The following is a 19,165-nucleotide window of genomic DNA, read 5'->3' as shown; positions in this document are numbered from 1 at the left end:
GGGTCCCAGGTGGTGACGACCGGGTCTCCGGTGGTGACGACCGTGGTTACGGCGCCTTCTCGGCCGCCTTCTCCAGCTGGAACGCCTCGTTGCCGAGACCGATGCGGGCGTGCGCCTCGGGTGCGCTGGAGCGCAGGACCAGGCCCTGGGCCAGGCCGATCACCAGGGCGAGGCCGATGATGCCAGGCAGTGCCCAGCTCAGGGCCGAGCCGGGGCCGGCGCCGACCAGGACGTCGAAGTCCTTGACCGTGTAGCCGGCGATCACCAGGAGGGCGATGCCCGCGACGGCCGACGTGACCAGGCGCCAGGCCTGGGCTCCCGCGGCGCCACGGCGGGCGAAGAAGACGACGACCGAGAGCGAGGCCGCCGCCATCAGCACGATCACGCCGAGCGCGCCGATGTTGCCGCACCAGGTGAACAGGTGCAGGACGGGGGCGGTGGGGTCGCCGGCCGGCTTGTCGTCGGCGACCGCGAAGGCGGCCACGACCAGCACCGACACGGCCGTCTGGAGCAGGGAGCCGGTGCCGGGGGCCCCGCTCGTGCCCGTCGTACGGCCGAAGGCCGCGGGCAGCAGGCCCTCACGGCCCATGGCGAAGGCGTAGCGGGCGACGACGTTGTGGAAGCTGAGCAGGGCCGCGAACATGCCGGTCACGAACAGGACGTGCAGGACGTCCGTGAAGGTGGTGCCGAGCCGGGACTCGGTGAGGGAGAAGAGCAGTCCGGCGCTCTGCTGCTGCGCCTGGCCGACGATCGCCGAGGGCCCGGCGGCGACGGTGAGGGCCCAGCTGCTGAGCGCGAAGAAGACGGCGACCCCGCCGACCGCCAGGAACATCACGCGCGGCACCAGGATGTGCGGGCGGCTGGTCTCCTCGGCGTACACGGGCGCCTGCTCGAAGCCGAGAAAGGCGGCGATGCAGAAGCACAGCGCGGTGCCGAGGCCCGCGCCGGTGAGCGTGTCCGGGTTGAAGGCGTGCAGCGAGAGGCCCTGGGGGCCGGGGTCCGCGACGGCCGCGATGTCGAAGATGACGACCAGGGCGACCTCGACGACCAGCAGGACGCCGAGCACGCGCGCGTTGACGTCGATCTTCAGCCGTCCCAGCACGCCGACGACCAGGGCGGCCGCCAGCGCCGGTATCCACCAGGCGACCTCCAGGTCGGCGTAGGTGGCGAACAGCCCGGAGACCTCGAAGCCGAAGATGCCGTAGATGCCGACCTGGAGCGCGCTGTAGGCGACGAGGGCGACCAGGGCGGCGCCCGCGCCTGCAGTGCCGCCGAGCCCGCGGGAGATGTACGCGTAGAAGGCGCCCGCGTTGTGGACGTGGCGGCTCATCTCCGCGTAGCCGATGCCGAAGAGGACCAGGACGGCGCCGAGGACGACGAAGAGCAGCGGCTGTCCGACGATGCCCATCACCGCGAATGTGGTGGGCATGACACCCGCGACGACCATGAGGGGGGCGGTCGCGGCGAGCACGGAGAGCAGCAGGCCGCCGGTGCCCAGGCGGTCGGAGCGCAGGGCGCGCTCCTGCCCCTTGAAGGTACTGATGCCGTCGGTGGTCCTGCTCGTGCTCGAGCTGTCCGTCGTCATGGAGTGACCGTCCTTTTCCGGGAATGAAACGGGGTTACGCCGCGCCGAGCGCGCCGGCGCGGGCGGCACGGAAGGCGGAGTAGGGGTCGCGGTCCGGGTACGACCACGGTGCCGGCGTCGCGTGTTCGCCGATGCGGTGGAAGAGGGCGGCGGCCTCGGCGCCCCGGCCCTCGCAGACCTTGGCGTGGGCGAGGAAGTTGAGGTCGACCAGTCGGCGGGGATGGCCCTCGTGCTCCCACTCCAGCCACCAGTCGAAGGCGGCCTTCATCACCTGCCGGGCCCGGCGTCCGCTCCAGTGGCCGGAGGCGGCCGGGTCGGGCGGCTCGTGCCCGGCTGCGGCCAGCACGCGGTAGCGCTCGGCGTGCGCGACGACCGGGAGGATCGCGAGCGGGGAGTCGGCGGGGGCCTGCTCGGCGGCCCAGTGGGCGAAGTCGTACACCGCGTGCAGGGGGTCGAGACCCGCGTCGGAGCGGCTCTCGGCGAGGCGGGCGACCATCAGGTGGTGGGCGTGGTGGTGGTCGGCGTGCCGCGCCCGGACCTCGCCGAAGAGCCGGGCGGCCTCCTCGTGGGCACCCAGGTCCCTCTCCAGCATGAGCAGGCCGAGCCAGGGGGTCGGGTCGGCGGGCGCGAGGGCGGCGGCGGTCCGGCATGCCTCGCGGGCGGCGGCCGGTTCCTCCTTGCCCCGCAGGGCTCGCCGGACCCGGGCGAGGGCGAGCAGCACGGCCGCGTCGACGGAGTCCGGCTCGGCGAGCAGCCAGTCATCGGCCCACGCGGCGCTGTAGGGCTCCAGGGCGAGGACCGTCACCCGGTGCCCCCGCCGGTCCCAGTCGTCCCCCGTCCGAGCGAGCAGCGCACGGGCGGCCTGCCACCGGCCCTGCGCCAGGGCGGCCCGCGCGGCGACGAGTTCCGTGTCGTCGAGGGCCGCGTCGAGAGCCTGAGCGGCGGCGCGTCTGCGACTGCGCCCGAGGGGTGGCGGGGGTGGGGACACCGCGGGGACTTCCTCACGCGACGCGACTCGGCGTCGGTATGCGGCCGACGCGGGGCCGGCCTTCTGGTCTGGGCGTTTCGGCTTGCCATCAGCCGATTACGCAAAGTCAAGCCTGAGCCAACGCTTTCCGTCAAGGGGGATACGGGCGTTACACGCGTCAACTTCCGTGACCGGCAAGGGACTTGTGATCCTGCCAGGAGCGCCGAACATGAATTGCCGGTTCTGTGTGTGGCCTACGCCATGGCGCCGACCCGCCGTCGCCCCGCACCCTGGCGGGACGGTCACGCACCCCCCGGTCGACCGGGGCAGCGGGATCGAGTCAACCGCCCGGTTCTCGGGCACTCGCAGGGGCACGGCGGGCCCTGGTTCGCTACAGTCGGCGCCTACGCACCCCGTGGCCCCGCCGGATGATCGAGGTACGCAGCGTGTCGGTTCTGGTTCTTGTTCTCGCCGTGAGTGCGGCCTGCTGTCTGGGCTTCGGGTTCGTGCTCCAGCAGAACGCCGCCCGCCAGGCCCCTCTGAGCGACTTCCTCTCCCCCCGCCTGCTGCTCGACCTGATGAAGGTGCCGCGCTGGCTCGGCGGCATCGGGCTGATGGTGGCCGGCATGGTCCTGGGCGCGATCGCGCTGGGCCAGGGCGAGATCTCCCTGGTGGAGCCCCTCCTCGCCACCAACCTGCTGTTCGCTCTCGCCCTGTCCCGCAAGCAGAGCAAGCAGCCACTGGGCCGCCAGGGCTGGGCGGGTCTCCTGTTGCTCGCCGGCGGAGTGACCGCGTTCATCGTGGCGGGCGAGCCGCGCGGCGGCAGCGCGGTCACCGACCCCCTGCGCCACTGGCTGATCATCGGCGTGATGGTCGGCCTCGCCCTGCTGTTCACGACGTACGCAAAGCGCTCCCGGCTGAGCTCCGGCCCGGTCCTGCTCGCGCTGGCCGCCGGTCTGCTGTACGGCGTCCAGGACGCGCTGACCCGGGTGAGCGGCCAACGCTTCTCCGAGGGCGGCCTCCTGGAGCTGCTGACCGGCTGGCAGCCGTACGGCGTGCTGGTGCTCGGTGTCACCGGCCTCATCCTCGTGCAGAGCGCCTTCGAGACCGCTCCCCTGCGGATGTCGCTGCCCGCCCTGACCGCCGCCCAGCCGCTGGCCGGGATCATCTGCGGGGTCGGCTTCCTCGGCGACCGGCTGCGCACCGACACGGGCGCGCTGGCCTCGGAGGCCGCGGGGCTCGCGGCGATCGTCGTGGGCATCGTGCTCCTCGGTATGCATCCGGCGATGCCGTGCACGCAGACCGAGCGGGCGCGGAACCTTCAGCCGAACTGACGGGCCGGCCTTCTTCCGCCCCTGCTCGGCCTTCCTGCCGCCCCTGCTTGGATAGGGCCATGAGCGCTGCTGACGAGATCCTCGACATCGTCGACGAGAACGACAACGTCATCGGGCAGTCCCCGCGCGGCGAGGCGTACGCCGAGGGCCTGCGCCACCGGTGCGTCTTCATCCAGGCCCGGGACGGCGAAGGCCGGATCTTCGTACACCGCCGCACGCCTACCAAGCTGGTCTTTCCCTCGTTGTACGACATGTTCGTCGGCGGAGTGGTCGGCGCGGGCGAGTCCTACGACGAGGCCGCCCTGCGCGAGGCCGAGGAGGAACTGGGCGTGAGCGGACTCCCGCGCCCCGAGTACCTCTTCAAGTTCCTCTACGACGACGGCGCCGGCCGGACCTGGTGGTCCTCCGTGTACAAGGTCCGCTGCGACCTGCCGGTCAGCCCGCAGGCCGACGAGGTGGCATGGCACGACTTCCTGCCGGAGGACGAGGTCCTGCGGCGGCTGACGGAGTGGGAGTGGGTGCCGGACGGGATGGACGCGTACGAGCGGCTGCGGGCCTACCGGCTGAGGCGGTGAGCCTCGTGAGCCGGTGAGCCGAGTGGGGCCGTGAGCCGAGTGGGGCCGTGAGCCGAGTGAGGCCGTGAGCCGATTCGATGCCGGGAGCGACATCCATGTCCCGGGCTCCGGCGGGCGGCACTGACAACGTGCCCCGGTAGGGTCCTGCACGTGATCGGTTTCGCACGCACCGTCCGGCTGTGGTTCGACCCCCGGGAGATCCGGCAGGAGGGCGTCACCCCGGACTACCGCTTCTCGCTGGCGAACGAGCGCACCTTCCTGGCCTGGCTGCGCACCGCGCTCGCGCTGATCGGCGGCGGCTTCGCCGTGGACCAGTTCCTGCCGGATCTGCGCTGGGGCTGGCGGGTCGGGCTCGCGCTCGCGCTGCTCGCCGCGGGCGTGCTGTGCTCGCTGCGGGCGGTCAACCACTGGGTGCGCTGCGAGCGGGCCATGCGTCGGGGCGAGGACCTGCCGGTGTCCCGGTTCCCGGCGTTGCTGAGCCTCGCGGTCGCGGTCGTGGCCGTCGCGATGGTCGTCGTGGTGCTCGTCGGGTGGGAGGGGTGAGCGGGACGGCCGCCCAGGATGCCTTGGACCGGGACCCAGGGCTGCAGCCGGAGCGGACCCGGCTGGCCTGGCGGCGTACGACCCTGTCCAGCACTGCCGCCGCCATCCTCGCCATGAAGACCACGCTGCACGGTGGGGTCTCGGCGTCCGGGATCGTCGTCGGCGCCCTGTGCTGCGTCCTGTGGCTGGCCTTTCTGCTGGTCGCCCACCGCCGCATCCGTGCCCTGGCGGCCACGAGCAGCCCTCGGGCGCTCGATCCCCGGCATGCGACGGCGGGGGCGCTGCTCACGGTGGGGCTCGCGGTGTGCGCGGCGGCGCTGGTCTTCTAGCGGTGGGGGTGCATGTTGCGCCTGCGGTTGTGGGGGGGGCGGGGCCGGGGGGGGGGGGGGGGGGGGGGGGGGGGGGGGGGGGGGGGGGCCGGCCCCCCCCCCCCCCCCCCCCGGCCGATGGGTCCTACGGGATCTGGTAGCCGGCGTTGTCGGAGAAGTCCTGGTCGATGGCGCGGGCGGCCTTCTCCAGGGCGCTCTTGGGGTCGGCGCCGCCGTAGATGGAGTTCAGAGCCTCGCTGAACTTCGCGGTGACGGTGGGGTATCCGGCGGTCACCGGGCGGGTGACGGCGACGCAGGACTTGGTGATGTCGCTGTCGCCGCAGGGCTTGGCGAGCTGGTCGGCGTAGAGCTGGAGCGGGCCGCCCTGCTTGTAGAGGCTGCTCTTGGCGAGTGCGGTCTTGGTGGCGGGCACTGCCCCGTTGGCCGTCGTCATGGCGGTGACGTTGGTGTCGTCCAGGAGGGCGTCCAGGAACGTGCCGGCTGCCTTGGCGTTCTTGGTGTCGGCGCCGATGCCCCAGGCCCATGAGCCCTGGCCGGTTTTGGGGCCGTTGCCGAAGTCGGGCAGCGGCAGCACGACGAGGTCGTCGCCGAGCGCTTCGCTGTAGGCCGGGTACATCCAGTGGCCGACCCAGCTCAGGGCGACGCGGCCCTTGGCGAAGGCGTTTCCGTCGGTGTTGGGGTCGACGTAGGTCTTCCAGGACTGGAAGGTCTTCAGGGCCGAGACCACGGCCGGGGTGTCGAGGGCGCCTTCCGCCTTGCCGTCCTTGAGGAGGGAGCCGCCGGCGGACCAGACGATCGGGGCGAAGCCGTAGGTGCCCCACTCGTTGGCATAGCCGCCGCTCTCCTGGAGGTCGAGGGTCTTGCCGTCGGAGTCCTTGGCCTTCAGCGTCTTGAGCGCGGCGGTGAACTCCTCAGCGGTCCAGTCGTCGGCCAGGCTGGTCGGGTACTTCACCCCGGCCGCCTCCAGCAGCTTCTTGTTGCCGTAGATCCCGAGACCCGAGTCGAACATGCCCAGGCCGTAGTGCTTGCCGTCGATCTCGCCCTGCGCCTTGCTCGCGTCGGTGGCGTTGTCCAAGGTCTTGGCGGAGACGTACGTGTCGATCGGGGCGAGCTTCTTGTTGTAGACGAAGTTCGCCATGGTCGGGCCGTCGAACTCCATCACGTCCGGCAACTCGGAGGCGCTGGTGGCGGTGATGGTCTTGGTGTAGTCGGCGTCGGGTATCAGCTTCAGGTCGACCTTGATCTTGCCCTGTGAGGAGTTGAAGGACTTCACCGCGTTCTGCAGCGCACTGACCTCGTTCTTCTGACCCTGGTGGGCCCAGACACTGATGGTGCCCTTGCCGCTCCCGGCCTCTGCGGAGGCATCGTTACCGCCGCCCGAGCCGCAGGCGGCCAGCGCCACCAGGGGGACGAGGGCCAGGCCCGTACGGGCCGTGCGGCGGTACCTTCTGCTGGTCGAGCTCATGGCTGTGCCTCCGTGCTTTGGTGAGGGTTCGACGTGCTGAGGTGCTGAGGTGCTTCGCGGGCGTAGGGGTGTGGGGCTCAGGGAGTTACTGCGGTCCGCGCGGGCGCGGCGGGGCGGTGGTCTCGCGCAGCACGAGGCGGATGGGCATCTGCACCTGCTCGGCGGGCGGTTCGGCGTCGGGCTCGTCCAGCTGACGCAGCAGCAGCCGGGCTGCCTCGGCGCCCTGCTCGGCGACCGGCTGGGCGACGGTGGTCAGGCCGACCACGTCGGCGAGTTCGTGGTTGTCGAAGCCGACGACGGACACGTCTTCCGGCACCTTCAGCCGGTGCCTGCGCAGGGCGCGCAGGGCGCCCATCGCCATCTCGTCGGACTGCGCGAACACGGCGGTCGGCGGACGGGAGACGGCCAGCAGTTCGGTCATGGCCCGCTCGCCGCCCTCGACGGTGTAGTCGCCGTCCGCCTCCAGGGCCGCATCGTGCTCGATCCCGGCGTCGGCCAGCACGTCCAGGTAGGCGTTGCGCCGCTCGATGGGGGTGGTCCAGTGCAGCGGGCCGCTGGTTCCGCTGATCATGCCGATGCGGCGGTGGCCGAGGTTCACCAGATGCCGTACGGCGCTTTCGGCGCCGGCCCGGTCGTCGATGCCGACGACGGTGAAGCCGGGCCGGGTGCCGCCGACCGTGGTGGCCAGCGGCACCCTCAGTGAGCGCAGTGCGGCCGACTCCTCCTCGTCGGGGATGAGCAGCGACAGCACAGCGTCCACCCGCTTGCGGACCGGCAGCCTGGTGAAGAAACGCTTGCGTGTCTCCGGCGAGCCCAGGTTGTACAGCAGCACGTCGTACCCGGCGGCGCTGAACACCTGCTCGGCGGCGTCCAGCACGGTGCCGAAGAACCAGCGGCCCACATAGGGGACCAGGACGCCGATGGTGAAGGTGCGCCCGCTCGCCAGGCTGGAGGCGGAGCGGGAGGCGGTGTAGCCGAGTTGGGCGGCGAGGGCCGTGATCTGTGCCCGTACCTCCTCCGACACCCCCGGCCGGCCGCGCAGCGCGCGGGACACCGTGGACGCCGAGACTCCGGCGGCGCGGGCGACATCGGTGATGCTGGCCGTCACGGCGGCAACCTCCCGTTGATTTCACGTCGGTGTGATCTGTGGGTGACGTGACCGTAAACCCGCCCACCTTGTTGCGCAAGCGTTTGCGTTCATATTTACTTGGGCCGACCTTCAGTTGACCTCTTCGTTATCACGCGTCAGCGCACACGTTTGGGCGCTGCGGAGCCGACAGGAACTGTGCATGCGATACGCCCCACCCGGCCTCTGCGTGAACGACTTCGCCCTGCTGCGCGACGAGGCCGGCAGGTACGCGGTACTGCATCTGCAGGGTCCCTGGACACCGGAGTTCGACCATCTGCGGATGGAGACCTCCTACGGCCGGGCCACCTCAACCGACCTGGTCGGCTGGCAGCCCCAGGGCACCGCCTTCGGCAACGGCCTGCCCGGCCGCTTCGACCAGCAGGCGGTGTGGACGATGCACCCCATCCGGCACGGCGACGGAATGGCGATGTTCTACACGGGCGTCTCCGGCCTCACGCCGGATGGCTGGCCGCTCCAGTCGGTCGGACTGGCGTACTCCGACCGCACGGACGGCACGGGCTGGCGGCGCCACGGCAGCGGGCCGGTGGCCGAGGCGGACCCGAGCTGGTACCGCACCGGTGAACGCATGGGCTGGCGCGACCCGTTCGTCGTACGCGATGACGAGTCGGACGGCTGGGTCATGGTCGTCTGCGCCAGCGACGCCTCCCTCCCGGTGGAGATCAGCGGCTGCGTAGCCTGGGCCACCTCCGACGACCTGGAGCACTGGACCGTCCACCCTCCGCTCATCTCACCCGGCGACGTCGACGAGCTGGAGTGCCCGGTCCTGGAACGCCTCGACGACGGCAGCTGGCTGCTCCTCGGCTCCATCGGCGCCACCCGAGGCTTCGAAGCATGGACCGCCCCGAGCCTGCGCGGGCCCTGGACCCGCCGCGGCCCGCTCGGACCCACCGGCGCCTACGCTCCACGCGTGATCCCCGCGCCCGACGGCTCCCGCGTCGTGCTGCACACCACCCCCCGCCGGGTCGGCCTCACCGACACCGGGGAGCGCTGCCGCGGCATGCTGGCCCAGCCGAAGTCGCTTGTGGTGGAGGGCGATTCGGCTCCCCGTCTGGAATGGTGGCCCGGTGTGAACGCCTGGCTCGGCGAGGAGACGGACCGCCCCGCCCTGCACGCGGTCGGCGACATCGGCATATCCGGGCCGGTCGACATCACCCTGCGCACCGACGTCCCGGGCGGCGACCATGCCGCCCTCGCCGTCGGCTGCGACGGCAAGAACCTCTGGATCACGGGCCCGGACGGAATCCCGCTCGGCGAAACCATCCTGACCGAACCCGCCACCACCCTGCGCATCCTCACCATCGGCGAATACGTCGAGGTCTACGCCGACAACCTCTTCGCCCTCACCACCCTGTGCTACTCGGGACACCCCGCCTCATGGACGGCCGTCACCGAAGGAAGCGAACAGACCGTGCCGGTCCGCCCGGTCCGGCTGCCCGACCCGCACCGCGACGATGCCTCCGCCATCTGGCCCGGCCCGTCACCGCGCTGACCCGAACTCCCCTCCGGAAAGGCTCAGTCATGCCCGCCGTGAACGTCACCGCCGACGGTCTCCGCTTCCCCGACGGCTTCCTGTGGGGAGCCTCCACCGCCGCCCACCAGATCGAGGGCAACAACGTCAACAGCGACTGGTGGCAGATGGAACACAGTGGCGGCGCCATCGCCGAGCCCAGCCTCGACGCCGCCGACAGCTACCACCGGTGGCGCGAGGACATGGACCTGCTCGCCCAACTCGGTTTCACCGACTACCGCTTCAGCATCGAATGGGCCCGCATCGAGCCCGCCCCCGGCCACTTCTCTCGCGCCGAGATCGCCCACTACCGGCGCATGGTCGACGGCGCTATCGAACGCGGCCTGCGCCCCATGGTCACCCTCCACCACTTCACCGTCCCGCGCTGGTTCGCCGAGCGCGGCGGCTGGACCGCGGACGGGGCGGTGGACCTGTTCGAGCGGTACGTGCGGGCGACCGCGCCGGTCATCGGTACCGGCGTACGGCACGTGTGCACCATCAACGAACCCAACATGATCGCGGTCGCCGGCGCCATCCGCGAACTGGGCACCGATGCACCCCCCGCGGCGGGCCTCCCGCTCCCCGACAAGGCCACCACCGAGGCCCTGATCCGGGCCCACCACCGCGCCACGGCCGCCGTCAAGGCGATCTCCGCCGACATCCAGGTCGGCTGGTCCATCGCCAACCAGGTCTACCAGGCCCTGCCCGGCGCCGAAGCCGCCACCGCCGCCTACAGCCACCCCCGCGAAGACGTCTTCATCGAAGCCGCCCGCGACGACGACTGGATCGGCGTCCAGTCCTACACCCGCACCAGGATCACCGTCGACGGCCCCATCCCGGCGCCCGACAACGCCGAACGCACCCTCACCGGCTGGGAGTACTACCATCAAGCCATCGGATACGCCCTGCGCCACACCGCCGAGATCGTCGGCGACGTCCCCCTGATCGTCACCGAGAACGGCATCGCCACCGACGACGACACACGCCGCATCGCCTACACCACCGGAGCTCTCCAGGAAGTCGCCGCCGCGCTGGAGGACGGCCTCGCCATACACGGCTACCTCCACTGGAGCGCACTCGACAACTACGAATGGGGCTCCTACAAACCCACCTTCGGCCTCATCTCCGTCGACCCCGACACGTTCCAACGCACCCCCAAGCCCTCGGCCGCCTGGCTCGGCGGACTCGCCCGCGTCGGCGTACTGCCCCGAGCCACCTCCTGATCGACCCGTGCGGCTCCTACCTGCACTGACCCTGCCGTGGAGGACACCAACTGCCCTGATCGCTCCGGCTGAAGCCTTTTCGAAGGACGAGTCTTCGTTGAGCGGTCCGCCCGTGCGGCTGCCCGACGGCCGAGGTTCTGCTGCCTCGAGCGCCCGTAGGATCAGCGAAATCGACCAATGCGCAGGGGAGTTCCAGGGGGCGATCGCCAGTGGTGCTGCGGGTGCGAGGAATGGCCTTGCCGGAGCGGGAGGAGCGGTCCTTCTGGATCGACGGAGACCGGTTGAGGACCGAGCCTGTCCCGGGTGCGGATCTCGTCGTCGACGGCGGTTGGTTGCTGCCCGGCCTGGTCGACGCGCACACCCACCCCGGCACCGAGAGCCTCGAGGATCCGTTCGGGGACGAGACGCTTCGCCGGCACCTGACCGATCACCGTGACGCCGGGGTGCTGCTGGTGCGCACTCCCGGATCGGCCGCCCGTATCCCGGCCTGGGTGGACGAGGATCCGGCCATGCCGCGCGTCCGCTCGGCGGGCCGCTGGCTGGCCACCCCCGGCCGTTTCTTTCCCGGCCTGGGGCGGGACGTGAGCGAGTCCGGCCTTGTCCGTGCGGCAGTGGAGGAAGCCCAGGCATCCTCGGGCTGGTGCAAAGTCATCGGCGACTGGAAGCACAACGAGCCGGCGCTGCCGCTGGAGATCCTCACCGCCGTCGTGCAGGCCGTTCATGCCGTCGGCGGCCGGGTGGCCGTGCACTGCCAGACCAGCGAGGGCAGTCGCAACGCCGTTGTGGCCGGAGTCGACAGCCTGGAGCACGGCATGCACCTGGACCCGGGACTGATCGATCGGATGGCCGCCCAGGGCACCGCCTTCGTCCCCACGCTCAGCGTCTTCGGCGCCGGGGCCGAGAGCAAGCGGGCCGCGGAGCCGAGCGCCGCTCGAGACTGGTGGCTGGCCGGTTGGGAGGCCATGCTGCCCAACGTCAGGGCCGCGCATGAGGCCGGCGTCACCGTCCTGGCCGGCACCGACAGCTTCCCGTGCGGCACCGTCGCCTCGGAGGTGGAGTGGCTGGTCCGTGCGGGCCTGCCGGCCGAAGCGGCCCTGGGCGCGGCGTCATGGTCGGCCCGTTCCTGGCTCGGCCTGCCCGGCCTCGTCGACGGAGGCCCGGCCGACCTCGTCGCCTACGAGACCGACCCCACGCTCGACGCTTCCGCTCTGGCCCATCCCAGCCGCGTCATCCTGCGCGGCCGCGTCATTGCCTGACGCCGTGGCCATGACCTCCGGTAGCCCGGGAGGGATGACCACCGTAATTGCGTTGCACGGCAGTTCCCGAGCGCTTTACGTTGCCTTCCTCGCGGACAGGAGAACGGGCCCTGTCGGCGGCTGTGAGCCAGCGGATCGGAGATGCCGACGGAATGACTTGTCACCTCCACGCGCTCTGCCTCGACGCGGGCCGGCCGCTGGGTCTGGCGCGGTTCTGGTCCGGGGTCCTGGGTTGGAAGATGGCCGACGACTCCCACGACGACGTGGTGCTCCTGCCCAGTGACGACACCGGGTTCAGAATCCGTTTTCTTCCGACCCGGGAGCGGAAGGTCGGCCCGAACCGGATGCACTTCGATCTGACGAGCACATCCCTTGAGGACCAACAGCAGACGGTGGCCCGGTCGCTGGCGCTTGGCGCACGGCACATCGATGTCGGCCAGCGCCCGGAGGAGGGGCATGTGGTGCTCGCCGACCCCGACGGCAACGAGTTCTGCGTCATCGAGCCGGGCAACAACTTCCTCGCCGACTGCGGATTCATCGGAGCACTGGCCTGTGACGGTTCGCAGGAAGTCGGGTACTTCTGGAGCGAGGCGCTGGGGTGGCCGTTGGTGTGGGATCAGGACCAGGAGACCGCGATCCGCTCGCCGCACGGCGGTCCGAAGATCACGTGGGGTGGTCCACCGGTGATGCCGAAGACAGGCAAGAACCGGCTGCATTTCGACCTCGCTCCACCTGCCCACGGTGATCGGCAGGCAGAGGTCGACCGACTGCTCTCCCTCGGGGCGACTCGAATCGACACCGCCCAGAGCGAGGCCGGCCCGGTCCTGATGGCCGATCCCGACGGCAACGAGTTCCGGGTGTTGACGCCCCGATAGCACGATCAGGGTCCGATGACCGGCGCAATCCCCAGGCAGTTCAGTTCGCCGAGTCGAGGCGTTGCTGCCGCTGCGGGAGGGGCTGCTCGGAGACCTGGACCTGGAGGTGGCCCTCGTGCGTGACGACGTGGATGCTCCCGTCCGCGACCGCTGGTGAAACCCACCCCGTTGATCTGCGCAAACAGGTCAACGGGGCTGCTGGAGCCCGCATTCGAGCGACGGTGAAAACGGGCGAGAACGGGGTTCGAGCTGTGCCGGATTCGTCAGTCCGGCAGACCTCGAACGAACTCGGCGACCAGCGTCGCCACCGCTTCCGGAGTCTCCAGGATCATGGGATGGGTGGCGTCAATCCGGTTGACGCTGATCGTCGGCCGGATACTGCACAGCGCGGCCAGCTCGTCGGAGACTCCTCGTGCCAACCGCGCGCTGAATTCGCCGAACCACTCCATGCCGGGCGCAGGCGGTGGCCGTCGGCCGGCCTGTACCAGCAGCAGCGGGCAGCCGATCCCGTCGAGCCATGCGGTGACACCGAGCGCACCGAGCCTGTGGAGTTCGTCGAGGATCTCCAGTGTCTCCGCCCGTGCCGGCAGCGTCTGCCACCTGCCGTCGGGCAACAGGCGTGCGGCCGCGCGGGCGGCGGCCTCCGCACGGTCGGCGGGAATCCCGAGCCGGGCGGAGTTGCTGACCTGCTCCTCGATGTACTCGGGTGGCGCGATGGTCCCGGCCGACGCCACCAGCAACTCGCTCACCCGTTCGGCACCGGGGTACTCGCGCCCCCACCAGAAGCCGTCGAGATTCACGGCGGCACGGGCACGGGCACGGTCTGGGTTCGCCCGGGCGTACTCGACCGCGACCAGTCCGCCGAGGGAATGGCCCACCACAACGGCCTCCGGCACGCCATGCGCGTCGAGCGTGTCCGCGATGTGCCCCACCACGCTGGGGATGGACCAGGGGGAGATGCCGGGGGAGCGGCCGTGCCCGGGAAGGTCGACGGCGAGGACACGGTGCCCGGCGGCGAGCAGGGCGGCCGAGGAGTCCCAGTCGGTGAGCGATCGTGCGTAGCCGTGCAGTAGAACGAGTTGAGGGCCATCGCCCCCGTAGTCATGAGCATGAAGGAATGTCATCGGGCTTCACTGTAGGGGCACACGGCATTTCGAACACCGGATTAAAAAGATCTCCGTCGAACGCGAAGTGCGCACCTGCGATGCTGGATCGGAAGTGCGTGGCGATCCCGAAGACGCGCCGCAGTTGTGCCATGTCGTGCCGGTCGCGTGGTGACGGCTGTCCCCCTGGTGGAAGTAGACCTGCTGCTCGGCGGACAGACACGGGACAGGCGTCCCGTTGATCACGCCTGTGACGAAGCACGAGGAGGGATAGGTGAAAGGACGCTCCGGTTCGGGTGACGCCTGTACTGCCGAGCCGTCCTCGACGAAGACCAGTGGATGAAGGTCGATCTCCCGCCCGTCCGGAGCCGTCACGACGAATCGGATGGGCCTGCAGTCCAGGCTCTGCACGAAGCCCGCCTCCGCGAGGGCCGCCACCACAGCGGCCTCCTGGTCCTGACGGTGCATCACGTCCAGGTCGCGGTGGTCTCGGGTCTGCTCGCCGACCAGAGCGTCGACTCCCCGTCCGCCGGCGACCCAGACATCTGCCTCCGCTCGCCGCAACAGGGCCAGGACGTGCAGTACGTCGTCGGCTGTCATCACGGGAGGCAGGCTAGTCCAGCGCCTGTTGCCCGAACGAACCGCCAGTGAGCCCGGCGGGAGCCGTTGTGTGCGGGTCGTTCACGCGGCCAGGGTGGCGGTGCCCAGCGCGAGCAGCGTCACCAACTTGACCGACTCGCAGGCGATGTAGACCAGGTGAGCGCGGGAGCGCGGGACGTCCTCGCCCGCCAGGACGCGATCGGAGCGGCGGTTGAGGACGGGCCGGACCGCGGCGATCTGCACTACCAGCAGCGCGACGGCGACGACCGTCAGAACCAGGACAGGCATTGGGGGGCCGCCGGCGGCGACCGCCACGACCACGACGACGGCCAGGACCGCTTCGGCGCGGTTGAGCGCGCGGAAGACGAGGCGGCCGATACCGAGTCCGATCCGGACGCTCACGCCGGGCGCCCGGAACTTCAGCGGCGCTTCCAGGAAGGAGATGGCCAGCACCATCCCGAGCCAGACGAAGACGGCCGCGGCGGCCACGGCCGCCGAAGTGGCGTTCATACGCGGTGCACCTCTTTCTCGTGCGATCTCTTCCCGTTGGTGTGGAGACGGTCTCCGCTCGCGGTGCGGCAGTCGCCTCCGCAGGCCTGGTCCCACCGCCTTGGAGGATCGGCTTCTACTGGCCCAGCCACAGGTCCGGGCCGAAGACCTCGTAGTGGATCCTCTCGGCGGGCACGCCGCGCCGCAGCAGGTCGCCACGCACCGCCCGCATGAAGGGCAGCGGCCCGCACAGGTAGGCGGTCAGGTCTGCCGGGAGGTGCAGGCTGCTCACGTCGGCCTGTCCGGCCGCTGCCTCTGGTGCCTGGTCGCCGGGCACCTCGTACCACAGGTGGTGGCGGGCGTTCGGCAGTGCCCGCACCAGGCCGAGCTGCTCCGCGCGGTGCGCGTGGTCGGTGGGGGAGCGGTCGGCGTGGATCGCGATGACAGGGCGGTCGGAGCCGGTGGCGGCCAGGTGGCCGAGCATGGCCAGCATGGGTGTGTTGCCGATCCCCGCGGACGCGAGCAGGAGCGGGCCGTCGCCCTCGGGCAGGACCAGGTCGCCGAACGGCGCCGACACGGTCAGTATGTCGCCCGGCTGTGCGTGTTCGTGCAGCCACGTCGAGACCTCGCCGTCCGGCCTCGCCGCGTCGTGGGCGCGCTTGACGCTGATGCGCCAATGCTGCCGGCCGGGGACGCCGGAGAGGCTGTACTGGCGGATCTGCCGGGCACCGTCAGCGAGTTCGGTCTGGACACTGACGTACTGGCCCGGCCGGAAGGAGGCAGCCGGGCGGCCGTCGGTGGGCCGAAGGAGGAGGGAGACGACATCGGGCGTCTCCTGGCATCGCTCGGCGATCTCCATGCGCTGCCAGATTTCGCCGTCCGCGGCGCCCGCCTCCTGGTAGAGGTGCGCCTCGATGGCGATCAGTGCGTTGGCCATCAGCCAGTAGACCTCGTCCCAGGCTGCGGCGACCTCGTCGGTGACGGCGTCGCCGAGTACGTCGGCTATCGCCGCGAAAAGGTGACGGTGGACGACCTTGTACTGGCCGGAGGTGATGCCGAGGGAGGCGTGTTTGTGCGCGATCCGCGCGAGCATCGCGTCGGGGCGGGCGTCGGGCTTGTCCAGCAGCAGGCCCGCGAACGCGGCGATGGAGCCGGCCAGTGCCTTCTGCTGATCTCCGTTGGCCTGGTTGCCTCGGTTGAACAGGTCCCGCAGCAGCTCCGGATGGGCCTCGAACAGCTTCCGGTAGAACAGCTCGGTGATGTCCCCGATGGCGGCTCCCACCGCCGGAAGGGTGGCCCGGACGACGGGAGCAGACTGCTCGGAAAGCACCGCGACTCCTAATAGGTAAATGATCTTCGTATTTTGATGTGCGTGTGACCGCGCCCATGGGTCCCGATGGCCGGAGTGTGCGCCAGGGGCTTGGCTACTGCGGGGAAGGGCCGGCCAGAGCGATCAGCACCGGCCCGGTGGGCGAGGTGACGAGGTCGGCCACGGTCAGCGGGTCGAGCGTGGCGTAGAACGCCTCCTGGGCGTCGCGCAGTGCGCGCCGCAGGCGGCAGGCCCCGCGCAAGGGGCACGGCGGGTCGTCGCAGGAGACGACTTCGCCCTCGCCCTCGAGTTCCCGCACCAGCCAGCCCACCGAGGCTCGCCGGCCGAAGCCGGTCAGGGCGAGACCGCCCCCGCGGCCGCGCCGGGCCTCGACCACGCCCAGGTGCTGCAGGCGCGTGATCGCCTTCGCCGCGTGCGTAGGTCGCACGTCCATGGCTTCGGCCACCTCGCGGGTGGTGAGCAGCTCGTCGTCGGCGCAGACCGCCAGACGCATGACGGAACGCAGCGCCAGGTCGGTGAACTTCGTCAGTCGCACAACCCGGACGTTAGCAAATACGAATGCTAGATTCCTATTTGAAGGGTGGTCGCGTGCGTGTGGAGTGCGTCACGGGCCAGTGCTTTCCGGCGTTCTCCCGGCGCAGGACGGGGGTCCGTTCCGGCGATGGACAAGGCACAGGGACAAGGCACATGGACAAGGCAAGGCGCATCGGATGGTGGCAGCGGTGACTGTGGCGGACGGCGACTCCTCTGACCCGGCCGATGGGGCGCCGGTGCCCCGGATCCTGTTCGACACCGGAACACTGGAGGCGTTCGGACCGGCATCGACCGGCGCGGTGTGGCGGCTGTCGGAGCCCGGCCGGCAACTCGACGCCAACATCGTCCGGATCCCGGCCGAACAGCGCGTCGAGACCCATGCCGAGCCGGACCTGGACGTGCTCCTGCTGGTCGTGGCCGGCGACGGCACCCTGGTCACCCCTGAGGGACCGCACCCTCTGGGCGCAGGCAGCCTCGCCTGGCTGCCGCACGGCTCCACCCGCGGCCTGCTCGCGGGCGAGCAGGGCATGTCGTACCTGACCGTCCACCGGCGCCGACCCGGCATGCGGATCCAGCCCCTCGAAAGCCGGGACCGGGACGCCGGCAGGACGCAGCCCGGCGCATGACCCTGTGCCTGGCGCTCACGAACTGAGGGCCGCGGGCACGTCGAGCGGGGCCGACGAATATTCCGTTCCGTGCCGGTCGGCGGGCGTGCAGACTCGCTTCATGGCGGACATGCACGCATTCAGGGACGCGGTCAGCCGCTGGGCGGCCGGCGGTCCCGGCGAACCGGCGAGTGATCTGGTTGTGCAACTCGGGCTGCGGACGGCGGTGCTGCTGGAAGGCCCGAGTGACCTCGCGGCCGTCGAGGCGCTGGCCGTACGCCGTGGCCGGGACCTGGCCGCCGAAGGCGTGTGCGTGGTGCCGATGGGTGGGGCTATGAGTGTCGGCCGCTACGCCGGCCTTCTCGGGCCGCCCGGTCTTGGCCTGCGTCTGGCGGGGCTGTGCGACGAGGGCGAGAAGCGCTTCTACGACCGCGGCCTGAAGCGGGCCCGGGTGCCGCACCGGGACTTCTTCGTGTGCGTCGCGGACCTGGAGGACGAGCTGATCCGCGCGCTGGGCACGGCGCGTGTCGAGGAGACCATCCGGGCCGAGGGCGACCTGCGGGCCTGGCAGACCTTCCTGCACCAGCCCGCACAGCACGGTCGGCCCCGCCGGCAGCAGTTGCGGCGCTTCCTCGGCACGAAGAAGGGCCGCAAGATCCGCTACGGCCGTCTCCTGGTGGAGGCCCTCGACCCCGGCCAGGTTCCGGCCCCGCTCGACGACCTCCTCAGGAGCCTGTGACCGACACACGACAGCGCGCGCACAGCCACTTCGAGCATTCTGCTGTCCCACGACCGTCCGAGATGGCCGACTGGCGCCGACGGCCATCCATCGGTGACTGTGACCGAGTGCCTCAGCCGGCTCTGGCCGCGCTTCCGCCATGGCCCCGCCCGATGCGTCACCGGCCGGTATCTCGTCGAGTCGGTCCTTCGCGGGAGCGAGGGCAGATCCGTGTCGAATGCGCCGGTTCCCGATCGACGTGAGAGCGAAGGCAGTACGTCCCAGGACCAGGACTTGAGGAGCACCCCATCGTGACCGTAACCGCGGACATGGCCATCTCCCTCGACGGCTACGTCGCCGGCACCGGCGTCTCCCTCGACAACCCGGGAGGCGACGGCGCCGAACCGCTCTTCGAGTGGATCCACAACCTGGCGAGCTGGCGGCAGCGCCAGGGCATGACCGGCGGCGAGGAGAACCGCGACTCCGAGCTGATGCGCGAGTGGTTCGATGCCACCGGAGCGGTGGTCATGGGCCGGATGATGTACGACACGGGCGAGGAGTTCTGGGGCGACAACCCGCCGTTTTGGGCCCCGGTCTTCGTGCTCACCCACCGCCCCCGGCCGGCCCTGGTCAAGGAGGGCGGCACCACCTTCACCTTCGTCACTGACGGCATCCACAGCGCCCTCGACCAGGCGAAGGCAGCCGCCGGGAACAGGAACGTCGACATCGCGGGCGGCGCGAGCACGGTGCAGCAGTACCTCAGGGAGGGGCTCATCGACGAGCTGCAACTGCACGTGGTGCCCGCGCTCCTCGGAGAGGGACTGCGGCTCTTCGAAGGACTGGGCGCGACGCGGCTGAACCTCGAGCCGGCCAGGGTGGTCGACACCCCCCTCGCCACCCACCTGAAGTACCGCTTCGTGAAGTGACGAGGCACGGACGAGGCCCGAACCCCGGCAGCCACCCAGCGTGACAGAAAA

The 19,165-nt window shown here is 70.8% G+C and carries 19 protein-coding genes and 1 pseudogene; 11 read left to right on the top strand and 9 right to left on the bottom strand.

Annotated features, from left to right (window positions below):
- Nucleotides 1-46 precede the first annotated feature (46 nt).
- Nucleotides 47-1,585 carry an APC family permease gene (locus tag ACFYO2_RS31915; RefSeq protein WP_388355904.1) on the bottom strand — a complete coding sequence of 513 codons (1,539 nt, stop codon included), beginning with the start codon at nucleotides 1,583-1,585 and terminating at the stop codon, nucleotides 47-49.
- Between the two features lie 34 nt (nucleotides 1,586-1,619).
- On the bottom strand, nucleotides 1,620-2,573 hold the full coding sequence (locus tag ACFYO2_RS31910) for a hypothetical protein (protein WP_388355902.1): 954 nt from the start codon (nucleotides 2,571-2,573) through the stop codon (nucleotides 1,620-1,622).
- 425 nt (nucleotides 2,574-2,998) lie between these two features.
- Between ACFYO2_RS31910 and ACFYO2_RS31905 the strand changes: the two genes are divergently transcribed.
- The 4 genes from ACFYO2_RS31905 (at nucleotide 2,999) to ACFYO2_RS31890 (ending at nucleotide 5,333) form a co-directional block, all read left to right on the top strand.
- The gene (locus ACFYO2_RS31905; protein ID WP_388355900.1) at nucleotides 2,999-3,886 is read left to right on the top strand and encodes a DMT family transporter; all 888 of its coding nucleotides are present in this window, start codon (nucleotides 2,999-3,001) and stop codon (nucleotides 3,884-3,886) included.
- Between the two features lie 59 nt (nucleotides 3,887-3,945).
- Nucleotides 3,946-4,461: an NUDIX hydrolase gene (locus ACFYO2_RS31900; protein ID WP_388355899.1), complete on the top strand. Its 516-nt coding sequence runs from the start codon at nucleotides 3,946-3,948 to the stop codon at nucleotides 4,459-4,461.
- A gap of 150 nt (nucleotides 4,462-4,611) precedes the next feature.
- On the top strand, nucleotides 4,612-5,004 hold the full coding sequence (locus ACFYO2_RS31895; protein WP_388355897.1) for a YidH family protein: 393 nt from the start codon (nucleotides 4,612-4,614) through the stop codon (nucleotides 5,002-5,004).
- Nucleotides 5,001-5,333, top strand: coding sequence for a DUF202 domain-containing protein (locus tag ACFYO2_RS31890; RefSeq protein ID WP_388355895.1), 333 nt, complete (start codon nucleotides 5,001-5,003; stop codon nucleotides 5,331-5,333). Before ACFYO2_RS31895 ends, ACFYO2_RS31890 begins: the two co-directional genes overlap by 4 nt.
- 124 nt (nucleotides 5,334-5,457) lie before the next feature.
- Here ACFYO2_RS31890 and ACFYO2_RS31885 read toward each other — a convergent pair whose 3' ends face one another.
- Nucleotides 5,458-6,798, bottom strand: a complete 1,341-nt coding sequence (locus tag ACFYO2_RS31885) for an ABC transporter substrate-binding protein (protein WP_388355893.1) — start codon at nucleotides 6,796-6,798, stop codon at nucleotides 5,458-5,460.
- Nucleotides 6,799-6,883: 85 nt separating this feature from the next.
- On the bottom strand, nucleotides 6,884-7,906 hold the full coding sequence (locus tag ACFYO2_RS31880) for a LacI family DNA-binding transcriptional regulator (protein WP_388355891.1): 1,023 nt from the start codon (nucleotides 7,904-7,906) through the stop codon (nucleotides 6,884-6,886).
- Between the two features lie 181 nt (nucleotides 7,907-8,087).
- Here ACFYO2_RS31880 and ACFYO2_RS31875 point away from each other — a divergent pair, with 181 nt between their 5' ends.
- From ACFYO2_RS31875 to ACFYO2_RS31860, 4 genes are all read left to right on the top strand, one after another.
- The gene (locus ACFYO2_RS31875; RefSeq protein WP_388355889.1) at nucleotides 8,088-9,437 is read left to right on the top strand and encodes a mucin-1; all 1,350 of its coding nucleotides are present in this window, start codon (nucleotides 8,088-8,090) and stop codon (nucleotides 9,435-9,437) included.
- Nucleotides 9,438-9,466: 29 nt separating this feature from the next.
- The gene (locus tag ACFYO2_RS31870; RefSeq protein WP_388355887.1) at nucleotides 9,467-10,678 is read left to right on the top strand and encodes a glycoside hydrolase family 1 protein; all 1,212 of its coding nucleotides are present in this window, start codon (nucleotides 9,467-9,469) and stop codon (nucleotides 10,676-10,678) included.
- Between the two features lie 230 nt (nucleotides 10,679-10,908).
- Complete coding sequence (locus ACFYO2_RS31865) at nucleotides 10,909-11,934, top strand: amidohydrolase family protein (RefSeq protein WP_388355885.1); 1,026 nt, start codon at nucleotides 10,909-10,911, stop codon at nucleotides 11,932-11,934.
- A 152-nt stretch (nucleotides 11,935-12,086) separates the two neighbouring features.
- Nucleotides 12,087-12,809 carry a VOC family protein gene (locus ACFYO2_RS31860; RefSeq protein ID WP_388355883.1) on the top strand — a complete coding sequence of 241 codons (723 nt, stop codon included), beginning with the start codon at nucleotides 12,087-12,089 and terminating at the stop codon, nucleotides 12,807-12,809.
- 263 nt (nucleotides 12,810-13,072) lie between these two features.
- Here ACFYO2_RS31860 and ACFYO2_RS31855 read toward each other — a convergent pair whose 3' ends face one another.
- The 5 genes and pseudogenes from ACFYO2_RS31855 to nsrR form a co-directional block, all read right to left on the bottom strand.
- A complete protein-coding gene (locus ACFYO2_RS31855; protein WP_388355881.1) occupies nucleotides 13,073-13,933 on the bottom strand; it encodes an alpha/beta fold hydrolase in 861 nt (286 codons plus the stop codon).
- A gap of 91 nt (nucleotides 13,934-14,024) precedes the next feature.
- Nucleotides 14,025-14,512: pseudogene (locus ACFYO2_RS31850) on the bottom strand (nucleotidyltransferase domain-containing protein); the annotation flags it as partial.
- 81 nt (nucleotides 14,513-14,593) lie between these two features.
- The gene (locus ACFYO2_RS31845) at nucleotides 14,594-15,022 is read right to left on the bottom strand and encodes a hypothetical protein (RefSeq protein WP_388355879.1); all 429 of its coding nucleotides are present in this window, start codon (nucleotides 15,020-15,022) and stop codon (nucleotides 14,594-14,596) included.
- Nucleotides 15,023-15,137: 115 nt separating this feature from the next.
- Nucleotides 15,138-16,331, bottom strand: a complete 1,194-nt coding sequence (locus tag ACFYO2_RS31840; RefSeq protein WP_388355877.1) for a globin domain-containing protein — start codon at nucleotides 16,329-16,331, stop codon at nucleotides 15,138-15,140.
- Nucleotides 16,332-16,425: 94 nt separating this feature from the next.
- Complete coding sequence (gene nsrR, locus ACFYO2_RS31835) at nucleotides 16,426-16,866, bottom strand: nitric oxide-sensing transcriptional repressor NsrR (RefSeq protein WP_388355875.1); 441 nt, start codon at nucleotides 16,864-16,866, stop codon at nucleotides 16,426-16,428.
- A 187-nt stretch (nucleotides 16,867-17,053) separates the two neighbouring features.
- On the opposite strand from nsrR, the gene ACFYO2_RS31830 reads away from it, so the two are divergent.
- The 3 genes from ACFYO2_RS31830 to ACFYO2_RS31820 all read left to right on the top strand — a co-directional run bounded on the left by ACFYO2_RS31830 (nucleotide 17,054) and on the right by ACFYO2_RS31820 (nucleotide 19,114).
- Nucleotides 17,054-17,491: a cupin domain-containing protein gene (locus tag ACFYO2_RS31830; RefSeq protein ID WP_388355873.1), complete on the top strand. Its 438-nt coding sequence runs from the start codon at nucleotides 17,054-17,056 to the stop codon at nucleotides 17,489-17,491.
- A gap of 100 nt (nucleotides 17,492-17,591) precedes the next feature.
- Entirely contained in the window at nucleotides 17,592-18,209 is a 618-nt protein-coding gene (locus ACFYO2_RS31825; RefSeq protein WP_388355871.1) for a TOPRIM nucleotidyl transferase/hydrolase domain-containing protein, read from the top strand.
- 290 nt (nucleotides 18,210-18,499) lie between these two features.
- Nucleotides 18,500-19,114 carry a dihydrofolate reductase family protein gene (locus ACFYO2_RS31820; RefSeq protein WP_388355869.1) on the top strand — a complete coding sequence of 205 codons (615 nt, stop codon included), beginning with the start codon at nucleotides 18,500-18,502 and terminating at the stop codon, nucleotides 19,112-19,114.
- Nucleotides 19,115-19,165 lie beyond the last annotated feature (51 nt).

Source organism: Streptomyces sp. NPDC006602 (genome assembly GCF_042870385.1).
Taxonomy (GTDB): domain Bacteria; phylum Actinomycetota; class Actinomycetes; order Streptomycetales; family Streptomycetaceae; genus Streptomyces.
The sequence above is the reverse complement of the archived record's forward strand: the minus strand, read 5'-3'. Positions and strand labels throughout refer to the sequence as shown.